Here is a 23,415-nt window from a genome sequence, read left to right on the forward strand (position 1 = left end):
CGTTAAAGGAAGCTCGCTAATCCAGACTGCGAAACATGTTTCGGTTCTGTAACCGCTAGGCGCCGAGAGGCGGAACCACACTAAACGTATAAATAGTGGCATTAAGCGAGCTTGCCTCGCACTGGTCACTTTTTATAATATCTTTTATAGTAGAGAGGGTAAGGTCTGAATGGCACTGCATTAAGCCTAAAAGCTATAGATAATAGGCTTTACAGGGAGAGAGCGAATTCAAGTTAACCCATTAAGTTCATGTTTTTAGGTTGATTTACCAAAGGCATTAAATTTACTCTGACCTTTAATGTCCTGAAAATATTGCGTTTATAGCTTAATGCAGTGCCATTCGGGTAAGGTCTTTAATCTTTAGTTTTTATTTTGAGTCCCTTGTTCGTCAGCTCATCCAATCATTTTTTAATCTAACCTCACAGGGGGTTCGACTGTCGTCGAGTAGTTAATCCAGCACCAAAACATGTTTCGCAGTCTGGATTAGCAAGATTCTTTGTACGGACTAAAGAAAACAGAACCAAAAGAAAACAGAACCAAAAGAAAACCGCCCGAGCATTTTTTATCTAACTCAATTAATCCCTTTAAATCGCACCAGTTCGGACTGCGCATCCCTGCGCAGAACCGAACTTAGCGACGACATCCATGTCGTCACTTGCTAAAGGAATTCATTGAGCTAGAAAAATGCAAACGGGATTTGTGAAGCTGCATAGATTCCGCACCTAACGAAGGTTTTAGATGTAATGCCTTGATTTTATTGTGTGCAAGTTATGGGGGTCCTACCTTTTTAGTGTTTTTTGGCGTGGTGAAACTGTTAGATAGAAATGAAGGGACAATCGTAAAATGGGATTCAAGTTTCGAGTCAGCGAATAGCGAAGAAGTCACTGAGTTTTGTGACCCGATTTATCAAGGTTTGTTATCAGCGCGACAACAAACATTATCTAGCTAATAAAAATTCGTTAAAAAGGAAGCATTTCAGCTTCCTTTGTTTATGCTTACATCTGCAATTTCACTACATCAATGAGATCTATTGATTATAAATCAGCTAATGCAGTTTCAACTTTCTTCACTACGTCCAGGGGTAACCACTGGCTCCATATCGTTTTATTATTCAATAAGAAGTGTTCTGCAGCGTAATCACCATCGGCTTGCTCTTCTTGTATCCATGCCAACTGCTGATTCATTTCAGCATTGGTAAATGCACGTTTAGACAAATATTGCATCACTGCAGGCTCTCGCTTAGAAAAATCTGTAGTCACAATACTCTGTACTGGCGCTGCTGGATAATCCGTTACTTTCGGGTTTTCACAGTCTTCGATGATGGTGCAATTCTCGAATTCTTCACGGTTAAACCCAGTACCAAAATCAACGCGAACCATATCGTACTTATCCATGATTGCCGTTGGTGACCAGTAATAACCGAACCACGCTTCTTTATTTTCATACGCTTTAACCATAGAACCAGCCAAGCCAGCGCCGGAACCTGGATCAACTAAATCAAAGCCGTAATCAGCCAGATTCATAGCATTGAATAAGTTAGTCGTTGATATCTGACAAGTCCAGCCCGCAGGACAAGCCATGAAAGCAGAACGGCTTGGGTCTTCTGGGTGCTTGAATAATTTAGCATTGGCCTTAATACCAGCAAGCGTTGCTAAAGACGGATCTTTCTCGACCATATACTTAGGTACCCAAAAACCAGACACCGCGCCATCAGACAGTAAATCACCGGCAACAACAATGCGGCCTTCTTCACCACCTTTCGCCAATGTCGATCTGATCTGGTTAGTCCAAAATTCAGGTGCGATATCTGGGGTGTTTTTTTCAATCATTGATGTGGCTGTTATCGTTGAATTACCCGGCACAATATCAACATCGCAGCCATAGCCATGTTCTAAGATAAACGCATCAATATTAGCAACTAAGGTGGCACTACCCAAGTTCATATCAGCGATAGTCACTGAACCGCATTCAGCAGCAAGCGTATCATTTGCCGCGAAAGAATTGAAAGAAGCCATAGTTAACAGCAATGCTAAGGGAGCTTTTTTAAGCATAATAAAACCTCAAATTAAACTTGGTGTATTGAATATAAATGACAGTATTGTACTTCACTATTTTAAAGGCAAGTTTAAACTTTAGTTAAAAATGTTAACTTATCATTCAAATTCAGTTAGTTAATTACGGTGTGGATGGGGGCTGGTCTTTCATTTTGCATTATCGTTCGTCAAGCTCATCCAATCATTTTTTAATCTTACCTCACAGAGGTTTCGACTGTCGGCCGTTGTTAGCTTCTATTCAGTCTACAAGTCCTTATTCAACATAATCAATTGGTTTATAAGAATGGCTGCGGTGTTAATATACCGATACCATTGATTATTGCCAATTCCCCTACCAACTTACAAAAAGAGAACTAAAAAATGATAAGCGACCTAGTAAAACGTAAAGACGGTAAAGAGTTGCTAAGACTATCGGTTGAAGAAGAAAATCACGAAGCTGGCCTTGCATTTGCCAAGCTTGTATTTACGGGTGGCTACTCTGGCGAACGTATCAATAATGAAGAGCAAACTCTGACAAAAAAAGAAATGGATAGGCATGCCAAGGATACCTCACGAGCCGATGCACAAACGTGTATTGTTCGAGGTGCAGAAGTTGGGGATCTTGGTTGCATAGAAGAAGCCGCCGACATGTACCTTTTTGGGCGTAGTTTACCTGGTACATTTGGGGCGCTAGTTATTAAGTGTACTTACAAAAAAGCGGTCGTATATTACCAGATGTTGCTTGAACACGATTATGCCAGTACCGAATTAGTTGGCCTCGCGCATTTCCGAATGGGGGTTTTAATTAAAGCCTTGGATAAAAATGATAAAGATAAAGATTGGTCTCTAATCATTTATCATTGGGAGTTAGCACGAAACTTCTCAGGTGAAGGAGCGGATCTTGCGACTGCGCAATTAGCCCGATATTACTACTATGAGAAAAAAAACTATGATCGCGCTATCCCTTTATTAGTTTCTATCCAGTCTACCAGCCCTTATTCAGCATTATTACTTGGTTTGGCTTATAAGCATGGCAACGGTGTTAAGAAAGATCAGTTTCAATATAATCAACTGCTAGCGCATTGGAATAAGAACGCATAATTAGGATGTGTTGGGGGGCAGTGCCATTCGGGTAGGTCTTTCATTTTGAATTTTATAAGTAAAGTTCTCATGCGTAGGCCTTTAATATTGAGCAGTCATTCGTCAAGCAATGCGTACACAATTACCCCTTCCATTTTTCTTGCTAAGGCTTGATTGCTTAGCAAGAGCCTGCATGGAACGAATTATGCGACAGCATAGTGTCATGAGGAGGGTTAAGCTCTGCGTGCCCTTTGTCAGGCCTAGGCTCAGTCAGCACAAGGATGTGCTGTTTGAGCCGATGCGTTTAAGCAATCAGGACGTGCAAGATAAAAAAATGGCAGTGGCGAGCTTTCTTTTGCTTCTGTTTTCTTTACTCGCTAAAGAAAATGAAGTCGCCATAGGCGAAATCACGCTAAACGTATTAACAACTTCCTCAAACGAGCTTGTCTCGTACTGGTTACTTCTGCGTATAAAGACGAATTGAAAGTTCTCTATACAAACAATAACAATGAAAGGTTAGGCTGACAGTGTTGATATAAACCATGTCGCAACTCGCTGAGAACAGCCAACAATTCAAAAAAGAGACTGCGATCTCTTTTTTACAATCAAACCCTTGGGTTGATATTTATCTGACTTGATTTCTACCTTATAAAGGGTATATTGGATCTGTTAATTCAGCTTTTTATTAAGCACAGGAAGTGTTTTTAGTTAACAATCATTAAACTATCGGAGTCAAGGAAGATATTGATAGTGTAATTTTAGCGGAATAGATCTATTCCCTATCGGTTACTCTCCTCTCTATTTTACTCTGTTCTTTTGTGACTTCCTTTGCTTGATTAAATGTTCTCTTTATTTTAATCAAGGAAGATATAAATGTTTACATTTACTCCAACAAAAAAAGCAGTTTCAATTGCTTTATTTAGTGTCGGTGTTTTTGCGAGCTCTTCAGCACTAGCTGCTACAGAGTTTGTTCCTGGTAAAACAAAGGTTGCTAATGGCGACGTTGTTACATACCAAGGTGAGTGTTACGAAGCTCAAAACAATCCAGGTACTTGGGAAACACCAAGTGCATCTGCAACGTGGTTTTGGACAACTGCCGAATGTGGTGTTGTAACGCCTACTTCAGTGCCAACAGTTGAACCAACTCCTGAGCCTACACCAGTAGTAACGCCAACTTCAGTTGCTACTGCTGAACCAACTCCAGTAGCAACACCTACACCAGTGGTTACGCCTCCACCTAGAACAGGTAATGGATGGGATGCGAGCAGTGTTTATAATACTGGCGATGAAGTGACCCATAACGGTTCTACTTATGTTGCTGGTTGGTGGACGAAAGGGCAAGAGCCTGGTACTACAGGTGATTGGGGTGTTTGGACACTGACAAGTGGTGGTGTAGTAACACCGACTCCAGTTGTAACGCCTACACCAGTTGTAACACCTACTCCAGTAGTAACGCCTACGCCAGTAGTAACGCCGACTCCAGTTGTAACGCCGACTCCAGTTGTAACGCCTACACCAGTAGTAACACCGACTCCAGTTGTAACACCTACTCCACCAGTAACTGGCGGAAACCCGGATGATGTATGTCGTCCTGATGGTTTATTTGTTGTCCCTGGCGCAAACACACCTTACTGTACTGTTTATGATACAGAAGGTCGTGAAATCATGGGTGCTGATCATCCACGTCGTATTATCGGTTACTTTACGTCATGGAGAAACGGTGCAAACGGTCAACCTTCATTCCTAGCATCTGATGTTGCTTGGGATAGTGTGACGCATATTAACTACGCATTTGCACATATTGATAAGCAAGGCGAAGTTTCTATTGGTGATACAACAGATCCGAAAAACCCTGCGACAGGTATGACTTGGGAAGGTGCTGAAAATGCAATGGACCCATCACTACCGTACAAAGGTCACTTTAACTTATTAAACCAATACGCTAAGAAAAATGACGTTAAGTTATTACTTTCTGTTGGTGGTTGGGCTGAAACAGGAGCTCACTTCGATGACGCTGGTCGTTACATGGATGGTGGTTTCTACAGCTTAACAATTGATGATGCAACGGGTGAAATCAACCATGCTGCTATCAATAAATTTGCTAAATCAGCCGCTAAATTTGTTAACCAATATGACTTTGATGGTATCGATATAGATTACGAATACCCATCTTCAATGTCTGATGCGGGTCATCCAAATGATTGGTCTGTCTCTAACATGCACCGTGGGAAACTATGGGGCGGTTACATGGCGCTAATGGAAGCATTACGTACAGAACTTGATATGCAAGGTGCTGCAGATAAAGAGCATTACATGCTAACTATCGCTTCTCCTTCATCGGGTTATTTATTACGTGGTTTTGAAGGTTTCCAAGCACTTCAATACTTAGATTACGTAAATATCATGTCTTACGATTTACACGGTGCATGGAATCACTTTGCAGGTCACAATGCTGCATTGTTTGACAACGGTACTGATGCTGAAATCAAAGATGCGGGTATCTACGAAGGTGGCGATGCGAAATACTACAATGGTCAAGGTTACTTGAATATTGATTGGTCTTTCAAATACTTCCGTACAGCGCTTGCTGGTGGTCGTATTAACATCGGTCTTCCTTACTACACACGTGGTTTCCAACAAGTTGAAGGCGGTACTAACGGTCTTAACGGTTTAGCTTCATTACCAAATCAGAAAGAATGTTATTTAGGTACTGGTGGCAACTTAGGTCCTGATGCTCTAAGCCCTAAAGCGGGTGCTCCATGTGGTTACGGCGCTGAAGGTATTGATAACCTATGGTTTGATGGCGATGCAATGGGTAAAGAAATGTTTGCTGGTGCAAACCCTATTTGGCACGTTGAAAACTTACGCGCTGGATTACCAACTCCTTACGTAGATGTATACCATCCATCAAATGTTGACCAAGATGTTTCTCCTGATAAAAATAATGCGAGTTACGTGAAGGTTTATACTGATGCAGCTGCTAAAGCTAACGTTGGTACATATGTTGAGAACTATGATGAAGTTGCACAAGCTTCATGGTTATGGAATGAAGAGAAGAAAGTTTTCCTTTCAACTGAAAACTTAAAATCATTCAAAGCTAAAGTTCAATACGCAATCGACCAAGGCGCTGGTGGTATTATGTTCTGGGAAATGGCGGGTGATTACTCGACGCCAGAGCAAAACGGTTTAGGTTACCATTACTTTGGTAGCACATTAACTGATACTGCTTACGACATGATTAAAACAGCCGCTCCATATGGTGTTAAAGCCGGTGATGAGAACTTCGTTATCCCAATGGAAACTGTTGATGTTGATGCGGACTTAGTAGGTTACTTACCTAAAGGTGAAGATAACTACCCAATCCAAATCGCACTTAAACTAACGAACAACTCTGACGTAGATTTGTCTGGTGCTGCTATCGCGTTTAATGCATCTCCAGCTGTACCAATGAATGCGCAAATCGCAGATACATTGAAACCTTATGCAGTACCATCAGGTAACGGAATCGTTAACTTAGTTGATATGTACTCTGGTGTTAAATGGTCTGTTGATAATATCGCAGAAACGGGTCTGAGCATGGGTAATGTTGGCGGTCTATCAAACGACTTCCACCGTTTCTCTGCACAGCTTAAAGCAGAAGGTTGGGGCGCGCCACAATGGTTACCAGGTGAAACAATTTCGATTGCACTTCGTCTGTACATGCCAATGCCTGTCCCTACAAACTTCACATTTACGGTTGCTGGTAAAACATACGGTCGTACATCTGAAAAATAATAGTTAATCTCATTAACTAGTTTGATAAAGGGAGTGCATTTGCACTCCCTTTTTTTATGTTTTTTATTTAGTGATTGATTCAGGAAAAAGCCTGTACCAGCAACTTAAGCTTCACATTTAAGGTTGCTGGTAAAACAGCCGGTCGACCATCTGAAAAATAATAGTTAATCTTATTAACTAGTTTGATAAAGGGAGTGCATTTTTACTCCCTTTTTTATACGTCTTATAACATATTTTTGTTTATAGGAAATTGTAAAAAACAAGACTCGCTTCACGTTTCTAACAACACTAAAAGAGGCTGTTTTAGGTATAAAGGAGGGCAAAAAAGAATAGCAAAATACAGCCCCTTTTTTTTATCATAAATGTTTGTAAAATAGTTGATTTATCACTATGTTGTAAGTCTAGCGATTTATAAAAACAGGTGATACAGATGACTTCTACTCTCAACCAAAAAAATGATATTTTAGAGCAAATCTTTACCCAGCTAAAAAAACACTTTTCAGACAAAGATCAAAAAACATTACAGCTGTTTATTAACAGCGTTTATCGTGATGTATCTATTACAGACCTTGCCCAAATTCCACAGGATGATCTTAACGGATTGACTGTTTCACTATGGCGCGAAGTGCTTGTGCGTAAGGGCGATAGCGCGAAAGTCAAAGTCTTCAATCCTGATGTAGAACAGGATGAATGGCAGTCCGCACATACTGTTATTAGTGTTGTTTGTCGTAATATCCCTTTTGTTATTGATACCTTAAAATTGGTACTCAATGAATTAAATATTAAATTACATCGCGTTTTTTATAGCGAAATATCAAGTGAACGTTCTAAATCAGGAAAACTGAGTTCACTCACTGCAAAATCAGCAGAAGAGTTAGTGCTCTATTTTGAAGTCGATCATACCAGTTCGAATGCTGAACGAGAGCAGATCAAAAGTAGCATCGAAAGCGCATTATTAGATGTTAGTTTAGTGGTTGATGATTTTAGTGTATTAAGTAAATTGGTTAAAAGTGCGCTTAAGCAAAATAAGAGCGACAAATTCAGCCCACAAATTAAAGATATCGAAGAGCAGCAAACATTTTTAACTTGGTTACTTGATGATCACTTTACGTTTATTGGTTGCGATCAGTTTATTGTTAAAGAAGATGGGGTTCATTTAGTGGCGAATAGCCAACTGGGCCTATTAAAGCGCGATGATTTTTTACAAGATCCACTGCCTTTTGAGTTGTTTGATACCCTACAGAAACAATCGCTCATTCATTTTAGTAAAGCCTCGCAACGTGCGATGGTACATCGTCCTGCCTATCCTGATGTTATTTATATCAAACGATTTAATGATCAAGGGGAGCTCATTTCTGGTTACCGCTTTATCGGTTTATACACGTCATCGGTTTATAGCGGAACACCTAAAGATATTCCGATTGTGCGTCATAAAATAAGTAATGTATTAGCGAAATCTAGCTATAGCAAGGGTAGTCATTACTTTAAAGAGTTGTCGCAAATTCTTTATACTTTCCCGGTGGAAGATCTTCTGCTTTGTAACGAAGCGATATTACTCAATAATGTGGTTGAAGTATTACATGCACAGGAACGCAAAGAATTAAAACTATTCATGCGTTGTGCGGGTAACAAACAATTTGTGATTGCTACGTTATACGTACCACGAGATATTTATAGCACCGAAGTAAGACGTACTTTTGAAGGTCTTATTTGCCGTACTTTAGAGGTAGAAGATATTGATTTTCAAACCTACCTCAGTGAATCAAATCTAGCGCGTTTACGTGTTGTATTGCGTCTTAAGTCGCCGCTTAATCAGGTATTAGAAGAGAAAGCGATTCAAGAGCGAATGAAGCAGTTAACTCGACATTGGGATGATGAATTACACGATGCGTTGATTGAGCAGTTTGGCGAAGAGACGGGCATTAAATTAACCAAGAAATATGCAGACGCTTTTCCTAGTAGCTACCAAGACGGTTTTAGTTCGCGCGTTGCAGTTGCTGATATTGAGCGTATTGAGTCTTTGTATAACGATGAAAAACGTTCAATGACCTTACGTTTCTATCGCTCAATAGAGCCTAATAGCAGTGAACTTAAGTTAAAACTGTTCCATCAAGATGGTTCTTTGCTGTTATCTGACTTGATTCCTATTTTAGAAAATATGGGCCTTAAAGTTGCTGAAGAATATCCTTATAAAGTGACGCCAATCGGCGAGGAATCATTTTGGTTATATGATTTCACTTTACTCTATTCTCAAGTGAAACACTTTGACCCTGAAGCATACAGAGCGCGTTTTGCCGATGCCTTTTTATCTGTTTGGTATGCAAAAACAGATAATGACCCTTTCAATAAATTGATCTTAGGTGCTGGCCTAAATTGGCGAGATATAAGCATGTTACGTGCTTATGCTAAATATCTAAAACAGTTACGTTTTGGTTTCAGCCTGTCGGCGATTGCAAAAACGTTATTAGATCACCATAAATTAGTGAAAGAAATTGTGACACTGTTTAGTTTACGTTTTGATCCTAAAAAAGCAGGTGATTTGGCGAAGCAAGAAAAGCTACAAGATAAAATAATAAATGCATTAAATGATGTTAAAAACCTTAACGAAGACAGAGTATTACGCAAGTATGTAGAGCTGATTATGGCGACGATACGCTGTAACTATTATCAAACTAATAATGGTGAAAGCCATGATTACCTTAGTTTTAAATTTGATCATAGCCTGCTGACTGAAATCCCATTACCGCGCTTAAATTATGAAATTTTTGTTTACTCACCTCGTGTTGAAGGTGTGCATTTGCGCGGTGGTAAAGTGGCACGTGGTGGCTTGCGCTGGTCAGACAGGGGAGAAGATTTCCGTACTGAGGTATTAGGGCTAGTAAAAGCACAGCAAGTTAAGAACGCTGTGATTGTACCTGTTGGTGCAAAAGGCGGTTTTGTTGCTAAGCAACTGACTGCTGAAATGGACAGAGAAGCCTTCATGACTGAGGGAATTAGTTGTTACAAAATTTTCATCAGTGCGTTACTGAGCATCACTGATAATTTGGATAACGGCAAAGTTATTCCACCGCTTGATGTTGTTCGCTACGATAGTGACGACCCTTATTTAGTGGTTGCAGCCGATAAAGGCACGGCTACTTTTTCTGATATCGCTAACGAATTAGCAACCGATAGAAATTTCTGGCTTAACGATGCTTTTGCTTCGGGTGGCAGTAATGGTTATGACCATAAGAAAATGGGCATTACCGCGCGTGGTGCGTGGATAAGTGTACAGCGTCATTTCCGCGAGTTAGGCACAGACGTACAAACGAAACCTATTACCGTTATTGGCATTGGTGATATGGCAGGGGATGTTTTTGGTAACGGTATGCTGAGTTCTAAGTGTATTTCATTACTGGCTGCGTTTAACCATTTACACATCTTTATTGACCCTTCACCAGTGGATAATGAAGTTAACTTTAAAGAGCGATTACGTTTATTTGAAACGCCAAGAACAGGCTGGAATGATTACGATAAAAAGCTTATTTCTAAAGGTGGCGGTATCTTTGAACGTAGTGCTAAATCAATTAGTGTTAGCCCTGAAATGGCGAAGCGTTTTGATATTTACCAAAAAGAGATAACACCAACTGCGCTTATTACACTGTTACTTAAATCGCAGGTCGATTTGTTATGGAATGGGGGTATTGGGACTTACGTTAAAGGTGAAACAGAAACCCATGCAGACGTAGGTGATAAAGCCAACGATGTCTTACGTATTGATGGTGCAGAGTTACGTTGTGCTGTGGTAGGTGAAGGCGGGAACTTAGGCTTTACACAACTCGCGCGTATTGAATATTCTCTTAACGGCGGGCATTGCTTTACCGATGCGATTGATAATGCGGCCGGTGTTAACTGTTCAGATTTAGAAGTTAACATTAAAATATTATTAGATAAATTAGTCTCAAAAGGTGATTTAACGGTTAAGCAGCGTAATGTTTGGCTGGTTAATATGACCGATGAAGTGGCGCAAATTGTATTGGCTAATAATTATCGCCAAGCGCAATCCATTAGTCTTTCTTTCGGTGATAGCTACAAACGTATTGAAGAGTTCCGACGTTTGATTATTGACTTAGAAGACAAAGGCAAACTGAATCGTTCATTAGAATTTATTCCGAGCGATGATGTCTTAAATGAGTATAAGAGCACAGAGTGCGGTTTAACCCGTCCAAGTATTTCTGTAATGCTTTCGTATGCTAAAAACGAGCTTAAGGAAGCATTAGCGCATGAAAAAATAGCCGATGATCCGTACTTACTAAAAGAAGCAGAAAAAATATTCCCTGCTTCTTTGGTTAAACAATACCAACAAGAAGTGCATCAACATCCACTGGTCACTGAAATCGTAGCCACACAAGTGAGTAACGATCTGTTTAACTGCATGGGGCCTACTTTTACTTACCGTATTATGGCGAGTGCCGGTTGTTCATTCTTAGATGTCAGTAAAGCTTGGGTCGCTGCCCGTGATATTTTCTCAATGAGTGAAACATTACAAGCGATTGAAGACCTAGATAATATTATTAGCACTGAAGTACAAAGCGTTCTCATTGAACGTTTAAAACGTATGGTGCGTCATGCTACACGTTGGTTAGTACGTAATCATCGTGCGGATTTAGACACCGGTAAATTAGTTAAATGTTACCAAGCGCCTTTGCAAAAACTAGTGGCACAATTTGATGAGTTATTAATTGGCAGTTCAGTAACCCACAGGAAAGAGGTGATTGATTGTCTCGTGGAAGATAATGTGCCAACTGCTTTAGCTGCCTCACTAGCAAGTAGTGATCAAATTTATGCAATGTTAGGGGTTATCTCAATTGCTAAAAAAGCAGCGGTGAAACCAGAACAGGCATTACGTGTTTATTTCCACAGTGGCGAGTCGTTAAAACTGTTTGATATCAGCAAGCAGCTTAACTTGTTACCGGGTGATAGTCACTGGCAGTCATTAGCACGCGAAGCAATGCGCGATGATCTTGAATGGCAACAGTTGCGCATTAGTAAAGGTATTTTAGAAAAAGTGAAAGAGGGAGTTGATATTGGTGATGCATTTGTAGAATGGCATACCTCGCATCATATTCTTTCTGAGCGCTGGCAACGTATGGCCGAAGCGATTATGGCGGTTAATAAACCAGAGTTTAGTATGTGTCAGGTTGCTTTACGCGAACTGATGGATCTTTCGCAGAGTTAATTGTCTATTGAGCGCGCACTATTAAGCGAATTAAATACACTTAACCGTTAACGCCACTTGCAGTTTAAACACTGCAAGTGGCGTCTTTTTTGGGCCGTCTTTGTTGGCTTAATAAGCATTTTATGTTTTTTAGATTATTAACCATTTCAACAAACGTTTAACAAAAAAGTTAAATTGGTATTACCATTTTTAACTTTTTGTCATTTACTGTTCAAATTCATACCAAATGACACTTTGTTACCTGCGTCAGATCAAACTTTGCTAGACAGATGTTAAAAAAATTGTTAATTTCTCTGTATATCGTAAATTGGTAATACCACTTTACAACTTGATAATAAAGGGCACCATGGCTTACGCAAAAATCAAGCAACCTAAATTAGCTGATGTAATAGAAGATCGCATTGAAAGTATGATTTTAGATGGCTCGCTTGAGTTAGGCGAAAAGCTACCTGCAGAACGTGAACTTGCTAAGCAATTTGATGTTTCTCGTCCCTCTTTACGCGAAGCCATTCAGCGCTTAGAGTCAAAAGGGCTATTAACACGTCGTCAAGGTGGAGGCACTTACGTTAAAGAAGCATTACGTGAGAAATTAACCGATCCTCTTTTTGAATTATTAAATACCCACCCTGAATCGCAATATGATTTGCTTGAATTCCGCCATGCTTTGGAAGGTTTTTCTGCTTATTATGCAGCGCTTCGTGGAACAGCTGAAGATTTCGATAAAATAAAACATTGTTTTGCTGCCATTGAAGATGCGCAAAAAAATGATGACTTAGAGCTTGAGATTCAAAGTGTTGCTTTGTTTTATTTAGCGGTTATTGAAGCATCTCGTAATGTGGTTTTCTTGCATTTAGCACGTGGTATCAAACCTTTATTAGAAAAAAACATTTCAGACAATGTTAAGCAACTTTATGATTATCCTGAAGTCGCTAAAAAAATTCATCAACATCGTCTACAGTTGCTGGAAGCCATTCTTTCTAAGCAACCTTTAGTTGCACAAAAAGCATCAGCACAACACCTTATCTACATTGAAGAATCACGTTCAGTCATGTTACGTGAAGAAAGCTCTTTTAAACGCGAATTAGGGCGTTTTTAAATCTACATTATTTAAAAATAGCAGAATCACTATGGATAGTGAGCTAATAGCTATTTAGATTACTTATTACCACTTGGTATTAACCATTTGTTAGTAGTTGGTGAATCTAAATCGTTATAGTGGAAAAACACGTTTAGTGATATTACGTGGATAAATTTAAAGAATCACATTGGATAGTCAGCTAATAGCTATTTAGACTACTTATTGCCACTTGGTATTAACCATTTGTTAGTAGTTGGTGAATCTAAATAGTTATATAGCAGCAACACGTTTAGTGATGTACGTGGATAAATTTAAAGAATCACATGGATAGTGAGCTAATAGCTATTTAGATTACTTATTGCCACTTGGTATTAATCATTTTTAGTAGTTGGTGAATCTAAATCGTTACATAGTAAAACACGTTACATGGTAAAAACACGTTTAGTGATATTACGTGGATAAATTTAAAGAATCACATTGGATAGTCAGCTAATAGCTATTTAGATTACTTATTGCCACTTGGTATTAACCATTTGTTAGTAGTAGGTGAATCTAAATCGTTACAGTGTAAAAACACGTTCAGTGATGTACGTGGATAAATTTAAAAGAATCAACATGGGTAATTATTTAGATTACTTATTGCCACTTGGCATTAACCACAGGTAGTGGGTGAATCTAAATAGTTACAAATTAAACGCTTAGCCTACGGCTAAGATACTTAAGTACAAAGAAGGAAAGTGTCATGACTGACATCTTAAACAGTGATATTGATGCACAAGAAACTTCAGAATGGCTTGCAGCACTAGCCGATATTCTTGAAGATGAAGGCTCTGAACGCGCACAATTTATTCTTGAAAAAGTAATGGAAAAAGCGCGTGTAGAGGGTGTTAACTTACCACACGGTATTAACACTAATTATGTAAATACAATCCCTGTTAGCAAGCAACCAGCTTACCCTGGTGATCTTAAACTTGAACAACGCATCCGTTCAATCATTCGCTGGAACGCGATCATGATTGTTATGCGTGCTTCTAAGAAAGACTTAGACTTAGGTGGCCACATGGCTTCTTACCAGTCTGCCGCTGCTTTCTACGAAGTTTGTTTTAACCATTTCTTCCGTGCTGCAAATGCAACGGATGGTGGTGATTTAGTTTATTACCAAGGTCATATCTCTCCTGGTATTTACGCGCGTGCATTTGTTGAAGGTCGTTTATCGGCAGCTCAACTTGATAACTTCCGTCAAGAAGTCGATGGCGAAGGTCTTCCTTCATACCCGCATCCAAAACTATTACCTGAATTCTGGCAGTTCCCAACAGTTTCTATGGGTCTTGGTCCAATTACATCTATCTATCAAGCACGTTTCTTAAAATACTTGAACGGTCGTGGTCTTAAAGACACAACTGCACAACGTGTTTATGCTTTCCTAGGTGATGGTGAGATGGATGAGCCGGAATCTCGTGGTTCATTATCATTCGCTTCACGTGAAAAATTAGATAACTTATGTTTCTTAGTTAACTGCAACCTACAGCGCCTTGACGGTCCTGTTATGGGTAACGGTAGCATCATTCAAGAACTAGAAGGCCTATTTACAGGTGCTGGTTGGAATGTTGTTAAAGTTATCTGGGGCGGTAACTGGGATGCACTACTTGCTAAAGATACTTCAGGTAAATTATTACAATTAATGGATGAAACCGTTGATGGTGATTACCAAACATTTAAATCTAAAGATGGCGCATACGTGCGTGAAAACTTCTTTGGTAAATACCCTGAAACAGCTGCACTAGTTGCAGACATGACTGATGATGAGATTTTTGCTCTGAAACGTGGTGGTCATGATTCATCTAAACTGTTTGCTGCTTTCAAAAATGCAGAAGAAACGATGGGTAAACCAACGGTTATTCTTGCTAAAACAGTTAAAGGTTACGGCATGGGCGCTGCCGCTGAGGGTAAAAATATTGCTCACGGCGTGAAGAAGATGAACGAGTCTCATATTCAGAGTCTACGTGATCGCCTAGGTCTACAAGATATCGTAAGTAATGAAAAAGCTGCTGAACTACCGTACTTAACGTTAGAAGAAGGCACTGAAGAGCATACATATTTACATGCTCGTCGTGATGCGTTATTAGGTTACACTCCTAAGCGTTCACCTCAGTTTAGTGGTAAATTAGAAGTACCTACACTTGAGAAATTTGCGCCTCTTTTACAAGAGCAAAAACGTGATATCTCAACAACGATGGCTTACGTACGTATCTTAAACGTGTTATTAAAAGATAAAGGTATCGGTAAAAACATCGTTCCAATTATCTGTGATGAAGCACGTACATTCGGTATGGAAGGTCTATTCCGCCAAGTGGGTATTTATAACCCAGATGGTCAAGAATACACACCAGAAGATCGCGGTGTTGTTTCTTACTATAAAGAAGCGGTATCGGGTCAAGTACTTCAAGAAGGTATCAACGAACTAGGTTCTATGTCTTCATGGGTTGCTGCTGCAACGTCATACAGTACTAATGACTTACCAATGATTCCATTCTACATCTACTACTCAATGTTTGGTTTCCAACGCATTGGTGATATGGCATGGTTAGCGGGCGATCAACAAGCACGTGGTTTCCTATTAGGTGCTACTGCTGGTCGTACTACGCTAAATGGTGAAGGTCTACAGCATGAAGATGGCCACAGTCATATTCAAGCAAATACGATTCCTAACTGTATCTCTTACGACCCAACATTTGCTTATGAGCTTGCTGTTATCGTACAACACGGTATTGAGCGTATGTATGGCGATAACCCAGAAAACGTTTTCTACTACTTAACAGTAATGAACGAAAACTACGCTATGCCAGCAATGCCTGAAGGCGCTGAAGAAGGTATCCGTAAAGGTATCTACAAACTTAAATCATATGCTGGTAGCACTAAAGTTCAATTATTGAGCTCTGGTACTATTATGAACGAAGTGACTAAAGCGGCGCAAATTCTAAGCGAAGAATACAACGTTGCATCTGATGTATTCTCTGTTACTTCATTCAATGAATTAACACGTGAAGGTCAGCATGTAGAACGTGAAAACATGTTAAACCCTGAAGCTGAAGACAAAGTTGCTTACATCACACAAGTATTAGGTGATGCACCAACAATCGCAGCAACGGATTACATGAAAAACTATGCAGAGCAAGTACGTGCATTTATCCCATCTGATACTTACAAAGTATTAGGTACTGATGGATTCGGTCGTTCAGATAGCCGTGCAAACCTACGTCGTCACTTTGAAGTGAACGCGGGTTATGTTGTTGTTGCTGCTCTGAGTGAACTTGCAAAACGTGGTGATATTAAAGCATCTGTAGTAACAGAAGCGATTGCTAAGTTTGATATTGATACAAACAAAGTTAATCCTCTGTTTGCATAAACCAACTTAAGATGAGCACAAACAAAACTGTGCTCATTGATTAATTAGGAAGATTATTATGTCTGAATTAAAAGAATTTTTACTGCCTGATATTGGTGCTGATGCTGCTGATGTTACTGAAATTTTAGTGTCTGTTGGCGATGTTATCGTTGAAGATCAAGATGTGATGTCAATTGAAGGTGATAAAGCTTCAATGGACGTACCTGCTGCATTTGGCGGCACGGTTAAAGAAATCAAAATGAACGTGGGTGACAGCGTTTCTGAAGGCCAAGTGGTTTTAATCATTGAAGTTGCTGGCGCTGCCACTGCAGAAGCACCTGTTGCTGCTGTTGTTACAGAAGCTGTGGCTGAAGTTGCTGCTCCTGCTGCTGCAACACAACTAAAAGAAGTTTGTGTTCCTGATATCGGTGGTGATGAAGTTGAAGTAACAGAAGTGTTAGTTTCTGTTGGTGATGTGATTGCAGAAGACCAAGATATCCTTTCTGTTGAAGGTGATAAAGCTTCAATGGACGTACCTGCACCGTTTGCTGGTACTGTAAAAGAAATTAAAATCGCTGCTGGCGATAAAGTATCTGAAGGCACATTAATTCTAGTAGTTGAAGCATTAGGTAGCGCACCGGCTGCTGCACCTGCACAAGCCGCTGCTCCAGTTGCCGCTCCTGCACCTAAAGCTGCGCCTGCTGCCGCGAAAGCTGCTGAACCTGTGACTACTGGTTCAATCAAAGCGTCTCCTTCAGTGCGTCGTTTAGCACGTGAATTTGACCTTGATTTAGCACGCATTCCAGCAACTGGCCGTAAAGGTCGCATTAGCAAAGATGACGTACAAAAATTTGTTAAAGCACAATTAGCAATCGCAAAAAGCGGTGGCGGTGGTGGTTTACAAGTATTGCCTTACGCTGAAATTGATTACTCTAAATTTGGTGAAATTGAGATTAAACCTCTTTCACGTATTCAGAAAATCTCTGGTCCAACATTGCACCGTAACTGGGTAACTATCCCACACGTAACGCAGTTTGATGAAGCAGATATCACTGATTTAGAAACGTTCCGTAAAGAGCAAAATGCAATTGCTGCTAAACAAGATTTAGGTCTTAAAATTAGCCCGCTTGTATTTATGATGAAAGCCGTTGCTAAAGCATTAAAAGAATACCCTAACTTCAATGCTGCACTATCAACTGATGGCGAAAATGTAATTCTTAAGAAATACATCAACATCGGTATCGCAGTAGATACACCAAACGGTCTAGTTGTTCCTGTTGTTAAAGATGTAATTAACAAAGGCATTTACGATATTTCTCGTGAACTGGGTGAAATCTCTCAAAAAGCACGTAAAGGCAAACTAACTGCGAAAGATATGCAGGGTGGAAGCATGAGTATTTCAAGTCTTGGCGGTATCGGTGGTACACAATTTACACCTATCGTTAATGCACCTGAAGTAGCTATTTTAGGTGTTTCAAAATCTGCGATGAAGCCTGTTTGGGATGGCGCTAAATTTGAGCCTCGCTTAATGGTTCCGCTTGCTCTTTCTTACGATCATCGTGTTATTGATGGTGCTGATGGCGCACGCTTTATTACTGCAATTAACAACTACTTATCTGATCTACGCACGTTGATCCTATAAATTTGTTAGCGCTGTACGAGACGAATAAGTTGCCACAAAAAATTGTCAATACTAAGGTTTCGTACAATTTAAAGTAATTCCAAAAATTATGTTAACGGGTCGGCATTTGTCGACCTTTTATTTTGCATTTATTTAACATTTAAATAGAATCAACGCATATTTAAATGTTGGCATTATTGATATCAAACACAGAGGTCAAAATGAGTAAAGAAATCAAAGCACAAGTTGTCGTAATAGGCTCTGGCCCTGCTGGTTATTCAGCAGCATTTCGCGCAGCAGATTTAGGTTTAGAAACTGTATTAATCGAAAAATATGAAACACTAGGTGGTGTTTGTCTGAATGTTGGTTGTATTCCTTCTAAAGCTTTACTTCATGTATCAAAAGTAATTGAAGAAGCAAAAGCATTATCAGAGCATGGTGTTTTATTTGGCGAACCTTCAACAGATATCGATAAAATCCGTATCTGGAAAGACAAAGTTGTTTCACAGCTAACTGGCGGCCTTCAAGGCATGGCTAAAATGCGTAAAGTGACAACTGTAAATGGTTGGGGACGCTTTACTGGCGCTAATACTATTGAAGCGACAGATCGTGAAGGCGAAGTGACTACAATCACTTTTGATAACGCAATCATTGCTGCCGGCTCTCGCCCAGTTAAATTACCGTTTATTCCGCATGATGATCCACGTGTTTGGGATTCTACAGATGCGCTTGAACTTAAATCTGTACCAAAACGTTTACTTATTTTAGGCGGTGGTATCATCGGTCTTGAAATGGGAACAGTTTACAAATCATTAGGTTCTGATGTTGATGTTGTAGAATTTGCTGACCAATTAGTGCCTGCTGCCGATAAAGATATTGTGCAAGTTTACACTAAGAAAGTTAAAGACAAGTTCAACATCATGTTATCAACTAAAGTAACGGGCGTTGATGCTAAAGAAGACGCGTTATACGTTTCTTTTGAAGGTAAAAATGCACCCGCTGAAGCGAAAGCTTATGATGCTGTATTAGTGGCTGTTGGTCGTGTTCCAAACGGTTTCTCAGTAGATGCTGAAAAAGCGGGTATTACGGTAACAGAACGTGGTTTCATTGAAGTTGATAAGCAAATGATGACTAACGTGCCACACATTCACGCAATCGGCGATATCGTTGGTCAACCTATGCTTGCGCATAAAGGTGTGCATGAAGGCCATGTTGCTGCTGAAGTTATCGCGGGTAAGAAACATTACTTTGATCCTAAAACAATTCCTTCAATTGCTTACACTGAGCCAGAAATGGCATGGGTTGGTTTAACTGAACGTGAAGCGAAAGAGCAAGGTATTAACTTCGAAAAATCAGTATTCCCTTGGGCGGCTTCTGGTCGTGCAATCGCATCTGATTGCTCTGACGGTATGACTAAGCTTATCTTTGATAAAGATACTCACCGTATTATTGGTGGTTCAGTTGTTGGTACTAACGCAGGTGAATTATTAGGTGAAATCGGTCTTGCAATCGAAATGGGTTGTGATGCAGAAGATATCGCATTAACTATTCATGCTCACCCAACATTACATGAATCTGTTGGTCTTGCTGCTGAAATTTACGAAGGTTCTATTACAGATCTTCCAAATGCAAAAGCAGTTAAACGTAAAAAATAACCGTTTAATGACTTAGCATTTTGAGGCTTGTTATCGTTAAGGTAACAAGCCTTTTTTATTTCTTTTAAATGTACGTTTGATCTTTACTTGATTGTTGTTTGATTGTTGAAGTTCTCTGTGTATGATGCGCGTATATTGCTGTTATCATTGAAATTACAAGGATGTACAATGAAAAAGTTATTCGTAACAATGTTTGTTATTGCGACAATATCACCATCGGTATTTGCTAAGCCTGAAGTCATTAGTATCGAGATGAGTAATAAGAAGATGTCTGAAGTGGTACAAATTATTAATCGTATTTGTGATAGCCAAATTGCGCTTGAGAGCTTATCTAACCCACAAATGAATGTTAGTATCGATTTAGAGAATAAGCAGTGTGTCGAAGTAGTTTCGCTGATTCAAAGCTTTGATAAAAGTGCTTAAAATAAAGTAATAAAGATTTAAAAAGAAAAAGGGGAATCATATGATTCCCCTTTTTTTATGCGTTTAATTCATTAAGATCTTGTTCAACAAAGAGCAATAGAAGCTGACAAATACCTTGATAGAAACCGGAATTATTCACCTTCTGAGTCGCGCTAACAAAAGTGCTTAACCAAGATAAAAGCTGATGCTCAATAAAGTCAGTTTGTGCTTGCTGACTATTTTCATCTTCTTTCATGATTAGGTTACCTAAATAATCTAATTGAATCGCAATATGATCCGCCGGCTCTTTAAAGTCGGGGTCGATCATCAAGCCTTGCTGTTTAAAAATATCTAACATCTCATGATGCGGTTTTTCAAATAGTTGACCCGTTTCAGAAAGATAAACAGACGCATAAGGCGGCGCGCCTTTTTTAGCATCCGTTAGAAACAGCTGACTAAAGTCTGCTGCTAATTCTAAGCTAGGTTGCTTAATCGCCATAATGGTCACTAGCGCCGCTTTTATCTGCGCCACCGCTTGTTCAAATTTAGGCTCTGTACCTAGTTGAGTAAGCAGTGCTACGCCTTCGCCAGAAAAGTAATGAGCGAGTTTCTCTTTATCTAGCTCTTTTGTCAGCAAGGTTGCAAACCACCAATAAAGGCTTGCGCGCTGCTCATTTAATTCATTTTCATCCATTGATTGTATTATCCTACTTCAGTTGGGCCTGAGAAGGCCGTTACAGCAGGTACTTTACCTGTAAATTTCTCATACTGCACTTGGCAAGTATTTGCGCTAGTTGCCTGTGCAAGCTCTGAGGTTGGAATATCTTGCGTTAAGGTATTTGGATCGCCGTAGGTACACATTGAACCAATTGACTCATCGACAGGGGCATACCAAGCGCCTTCTTCGATACGTGCCACACCTTCTGAGAAATTATCTGAAACAACCGCACCGGCAAGTAGTTGACCACGATCGTTAAATACACGCACTAAATCACCATCTTTAATGCCACGTTGCTTAGCATCTTGTGGATTAAGATAGATTGGCTCACGACCTTTCACCGTGTAAGTTTCACGGAATTGCTGTGAATCACACATCTGTGAATGTAAACGTTTGTTCGGGTGACAAGATTGTAACCAAATAGGGTGCTTGTCTGAACCAGGACCACCGTGTGAACGTTCTGATTTTTCAAACCACATTGGATGACCTTGACACTCTTTGTAACCGTATCTGTCAATCTTACGACTAAATATTTCGATAAAGCCCGATGGTGTACCCAACGCATTGATCTCTGGATCTTCTCGGAAAGCCGCTTGGCGAGTCCAATCTTTACCTTTACCAAAATCTACAAAACCTTCTTTCCAGAATGTTTTGAAATCAGGCATTTTAAAGCCTGCTTTATTGGCTTCAACACAATCATTATACAATTTTTCTACCCACTGCATTTCACTTTTACCACGGGTGTAATCGTGCTCTTGACCTAATTTACGGGCAAGCAGGGTAAAGATTTCAAAGTCTGTTTTAGATTGAAATAGTGGATCAACCAATTTCTGCATGGCAATAATGCCACGTGCGCTGTATGAACCGTAAAGATCTAAATCGTTACGCTCCCATTGTGTACAAGCGGGTAATACGATGTCAGAAAAACGACAGGTTGCCGTCCAAGTGAAATCAACGGAAACAACTGTTTCAAGCTTATGGAAGGCTTTTTTCATGTTGTTACGATCTTGGTGATGATGCCAAGGATTACAACCTGAAAAGACCATCATCTTGATATCGGGTAGAGTGATCGTCGCACCATTCGCTTGAATCTTCTTACCTGGTTCTAAAATACTGTCGACCCAGCGTGCAACAGGAATAGTACTGCTGTAACCGTTAAAGTCTTTGTTTTTATGAATACGGTTTTGTGGTTTATCTGGATTACGTGGGAATCCACCTGGGCCTGCAGCACCCGTTGAAGAAACACCCACCGAGCTATAGTGATGTGCGTAACTAATACCGCCACCAGGTAAGCCGATTTGGCCTAACATAGTCGCAAGCACGGCTGCCATCCAATAAGGTTGTTCACCATGTTGCTGGCGTTGAATACTCCAACCGACCATAATTTGCGTACGTTCTTTAACAATCGTACGTGCAAATTCACGGATATCATCCGCTTTAATACCACAAATTGTTTCTGCCCATTCAGGTGTCTTTTCAACTTTATCTTTTGTCTCACCTAATAGGTAAGGCAAGAAATCTTCAAAACCTAATGCGTAGGTTTCAATAAATTTCTTATCGTATAAGTTTTCTTTATAAAGCGTATGCGCAATCGCCAACATAAACGGTACATCGGTTTGTGGGTTGATGTAGCGATGCTCTGATTTTAAGTAATCTTGTGTTTTAGTGCCAACGGGATCAACACTGATCACGCGGATCTCTTTGTTGGCAATCTTCTCTTTTAATTGCTCAAGGTATTCAAATGACTCGTGCGTTTCACAATTCCAACCGACCTGAAGATTTTTAACTAAATCATTACCCCAAAGTACAATGGTTTTACTGTTTTTTAGGATCAAAGGCCATGAAGTACCTTGTGCATATACTTCTGTGGTGCCTAATACGTAAGGCATGATCGTTTGACCTGCGCCCGTAGAGTAGTCACCTACTTTATTAACCGTATAACCATGCATCGCAATCGCACGTGCCATGTGATTACCACAAGAATGTACTTGGCCTGTTGAGCGCCAACCTGTACTACCTGCATGAATTGCCCACGGACCGTATTGCGTTTGCATACGTTCAAGTTCACTGTGGAATAGGGTGATTGCTTCATCCCACGTCACACGAATAAAGCGGTTGTCGCCACGTTTAGTGGTATCACTTTTTTCACGGTTTAAATACCACTCGTAACGCACCATTGGGTAGCGAATACGAGAAGGGCTATAAATAATACCTTTGATACCATTAAGCATATCCGTTGGATATTTATCGACTTCAAAGGCTTTAATTTCTTGTACTTTACCTGCGTAAACACGTGCGCGGAAAGCGCCCCAATGGGAACCACTTACTTTCCAAGTGCCCGCGACTTCTGTAGTGGCAGCATGTGCCACTTGTAATAACCCAGGTCCAACTAATGCAGCACCACTAGAAGCTAACAAACCTTTTAAAAAACTACGTCTTGAAATTGACATT

At 40.0% G+C, this 23,415-nt stretch carries 13 protein-coding genes; 10 read left to right on the forward strand and 3 right to left on the reverse strand.

Annotated elements, in window-relative coordinates; all coding sequences use genetic code 11:
- The first annotated feature begins 748 nt into the window (after positions 1-748).
- The gene (locus CXF74_RS12500) at positions 749-949 is read left to right on the forward strand and encodes a hypothetical protein (protein WP_232772514.1); all 201 of its coding nucleotides are present in this window, start codon (positions 749-751) and stop codon (positions 947-949) included.
- An 85-nt stretch (positions 950-1,034) separates the two neighbouring features.
- On the opposite strand, the gene CXF74_RS12505 is transcribed toward CXF74_RS12500, so the two are convergent.
- Positions 1,035-2,051 (reverse strand): ABC transporter substrate-binding protein, encoded by a 1,017-nt coding sequence (locus CXF74_RS12505; protein WP_101082772.1) that lies wholly within the window; start codon positions 2,049-2,051, stop codon positions 1,035-1,037.
- A gap of 363 nt (positions 2,052-2,414) precedes the next feature.
- Between CXF74_RS12505 and CXF74_RS12510 the strand changes: the two genes are divergently transcribed.
- The 9 genes from CXF74_RS12510 (at position 2,415) to CXF74_RS12570 (ending at position 20,267) form a co-directional block, all read left to right on the forward strand.
- Entirely contained in the window at positions 2,415-3,134 is a 720-nt protein-coding gene (locus CXF74_RS12510) for a hypothetical protein (protein ID WP_101082773.1), read from the forward strand.
- A 184-nt stretch (positions 3,135-3,318) separates the two neighbouring features.
- On the forward strand, positions 3,319-3,597 hold the full coding sequence (locus CXF74_RS12515) for a hypothetical protein (RefSeq protein ID WP_101082774.1): 279 nt from the start codon (positions 3,319-3,321) through the stop codon (positions 3,595-3,597).
- Between the two features lie 389 nt (positions 3,598-3,986).
- Positions 3,987-6,887 carry a glycosyl hydrolase family 18 protein gene (locus CXF74_RS21970; protein WP_157822400.1) on the forward strand — a complete coding sequence of 967 codons (2,901 nt, stop codon included), beginning with the start codon at positions 3,987-3,989 and terminating at the stop codon, positions 6,885-6,887.
- Between the two features lie 430 nt (positions 6,888-7,317).
- Positions 7,318-12,105: an NAD-glutamate dehydrogenase gene (locus CXF74_RS12545; protein ID WP_101082775.1), complete on the forward strand. Its 4,788-nt coding sequence runs from the start codon at positions 7,318-7,320 to the stop codon at positions 12,103-12,105.
- Between the two features lie 346 nt (positions 12,106-12,451).
- Positions 12,452-13,201, forward strand: coding sequence for a pyruvate dehydrogenase complex transcriptional repressor PdhR (gene pdhR, locus CXF74_RS12550; protein ID WP_101082776.1), 750 nt, complete (start codon positions 12,452-12,454; stop codon positions 13,199-13,201).
- Between the two features lie 724 nt (positions 13,202-13,925).
- A complete protein-coding gene (aceE, locus tag CXF74_RS12555) occupies positions 13,926-16,589 on the forward strand; it encodes a pyruvate dehydrogenase (acetyl-transferring), homodimeric type (RefSeq protein WP_101082777.1) in 2,664 nt (887 codons plus the stop codon).
- Positions 16,590-16,647: 58 nt separating this feature from the next.
- On the forward strand, positions 16,648-18,210 hold the full coding sequence (aceF, locus tag CXF74_RS12560) for a dihydrolipoyllysine-residue acetyltransferase (protein ID WP_101082778.1): 1,563 nt from the start codon (positions 16,648-16,650) through the stop codon (positions 18,208-18,210).
- Positions 18,211-18,410: 200 nt separating this feature from the next.
- Positions 18,411-19,844: a dihydrolipoyl dehydrogenase gene (gene lpdA, locus CXF74_RS12565; RefSeq protein WP_101082779.1), complete on the forward strand. Its 1,434-nt coding sequence runs from the start codon at positions 18,411-18,413 to the stop codon at positions 19,842-19,844.
- A 168-nt stretch (positions 19,845-20,012) separates the two neighbouring features.
- Complete coding sequence (locus CXF74_RS12570; protein WP_101082780.1) at positions 20,013-20,267, forward strand: hypothetical protein; 255 nt, start codon at positions 20,013-20,015, stop codon at positions 20,265-20,267.
- Positions 20,268-20,322: 55 nt separating this feature from the next.
- Here the strand turns inward: CXF74_RS12570 and torD are convergent, their stop codons facing one another.
- Together torD and torA are read right to left on the reverse strand one after the other, a co-directional pair.
- On the reverse strand, positions 20,323-20,940 hold the full coding sequence (torD, locus tag CXF74_RS12575) for a molecular chaperone TorD (protein WP_101082781.1): 618 nt from the start codon (positions 20,938-20,940) through the stop codon (positions 20,323-20,325).
- Positions 20,941-20,948: 8 nt separating this feature from the next.
- Positions 20,949-23,414, reverse strand: coding sequence for a trimethylamine-N-oxide reductase TorA (torA, locus tag CXF74_RS12580; protein WP_101082782.1), 2,466 nt, complete (start codon positions 23,412-23,414; stop codon positions 20,949-20,951).
- Position 23,415: the final 1 nt, after the last annotated feature.

Source organism: Psychromonas sp. Urea-02u-13 (genome assembly GCF_002835995.1).
In the GTDB taxonomy this organism is placed as follows: Bacteria; Pseudomonadota; Gammaproteobacteria; order Enterobacterales; family Psychromonadaceae; genus Psychromonas.

Coding starts and splice junctions, on each gene's coding strand:
- CXF74_RS12505 (WP_101082772.1), bottom strand. CDS start 2,051: ATGCTTAAAAAAGCTCCCTTAGCATTGCTGTTAACTATGGCTTCTTTC.
- CXF74_RS12510 (WP_101082773.1), top strand. CDS start 2,415: ATGATAAGCGACCTAGTAAAACGTAAAGACGGTAAAGAGTTGCTAAGA.
- CXF74_RS12515 (WP_101082774.1), top strand. CDS start 3,319: ATGCGACAGCATAGTGTCATGAGGAGGGTTAAGCTCTGCGTGCCCTTT.
- CXF74_RS21970 (WP_157822400.1), top strand. CDS start 3,987: ATGTTTACATTTACTCCAACAAAAAAAGCAGTTTCAATTGCTTTATTT.
- CXF74_RS12545 (WP_101082775.1), top strand. CDS start 7,318: ATGACTTCTACTCTCAACCAAAAAAATGATATTTTAGAGCAAATCTTT.
- pdhR (WP_101082776.1), top strand. CDS start 12,452: ATGGCTTACGCAAAAATCAAGCAACCTAAATTAGCTGATGTAATAGAA.
- aceE (WP_101082777.1), top strand. CDS start 13,926: ATGACTGACATCTTAAACAGTGATATTGATGCACAAGAAACTTCAGAA.
- aceF (WP_101082778.1), top strand. CDS start 16,648: ATGTCTGAATTAAAAGAATTTTTACTGCCTGATATTGGTGCTGATGCT.
- lpdA (WP_101082779.1), top strand. CDS start 18,411: ATGAGTAAAGAAATCAAAGCACAAGTTGTCGTAATAGGCTCTGGCCCT.
- CXF74_RS12570 (WP_101082780.1), top strand. CDS start 20,013: ATGAAAAAGTTATTCGTAACAATGTTTGTTATTGCGACAATATCACCA.
- torD (WP_101082781.1), bottom strand. CDS start 20,940: ATGGATGAAAATGAATTAAATGAGCAGCGCGCAAGCCTTTATTGGTGG.
- torA (WP_101082782.1), bottom strand. CDS start 23,414: ATGTCAATTTCAAGACGTAGTTTTTTAAAAGGTTTGTTAGCTTCTAGT.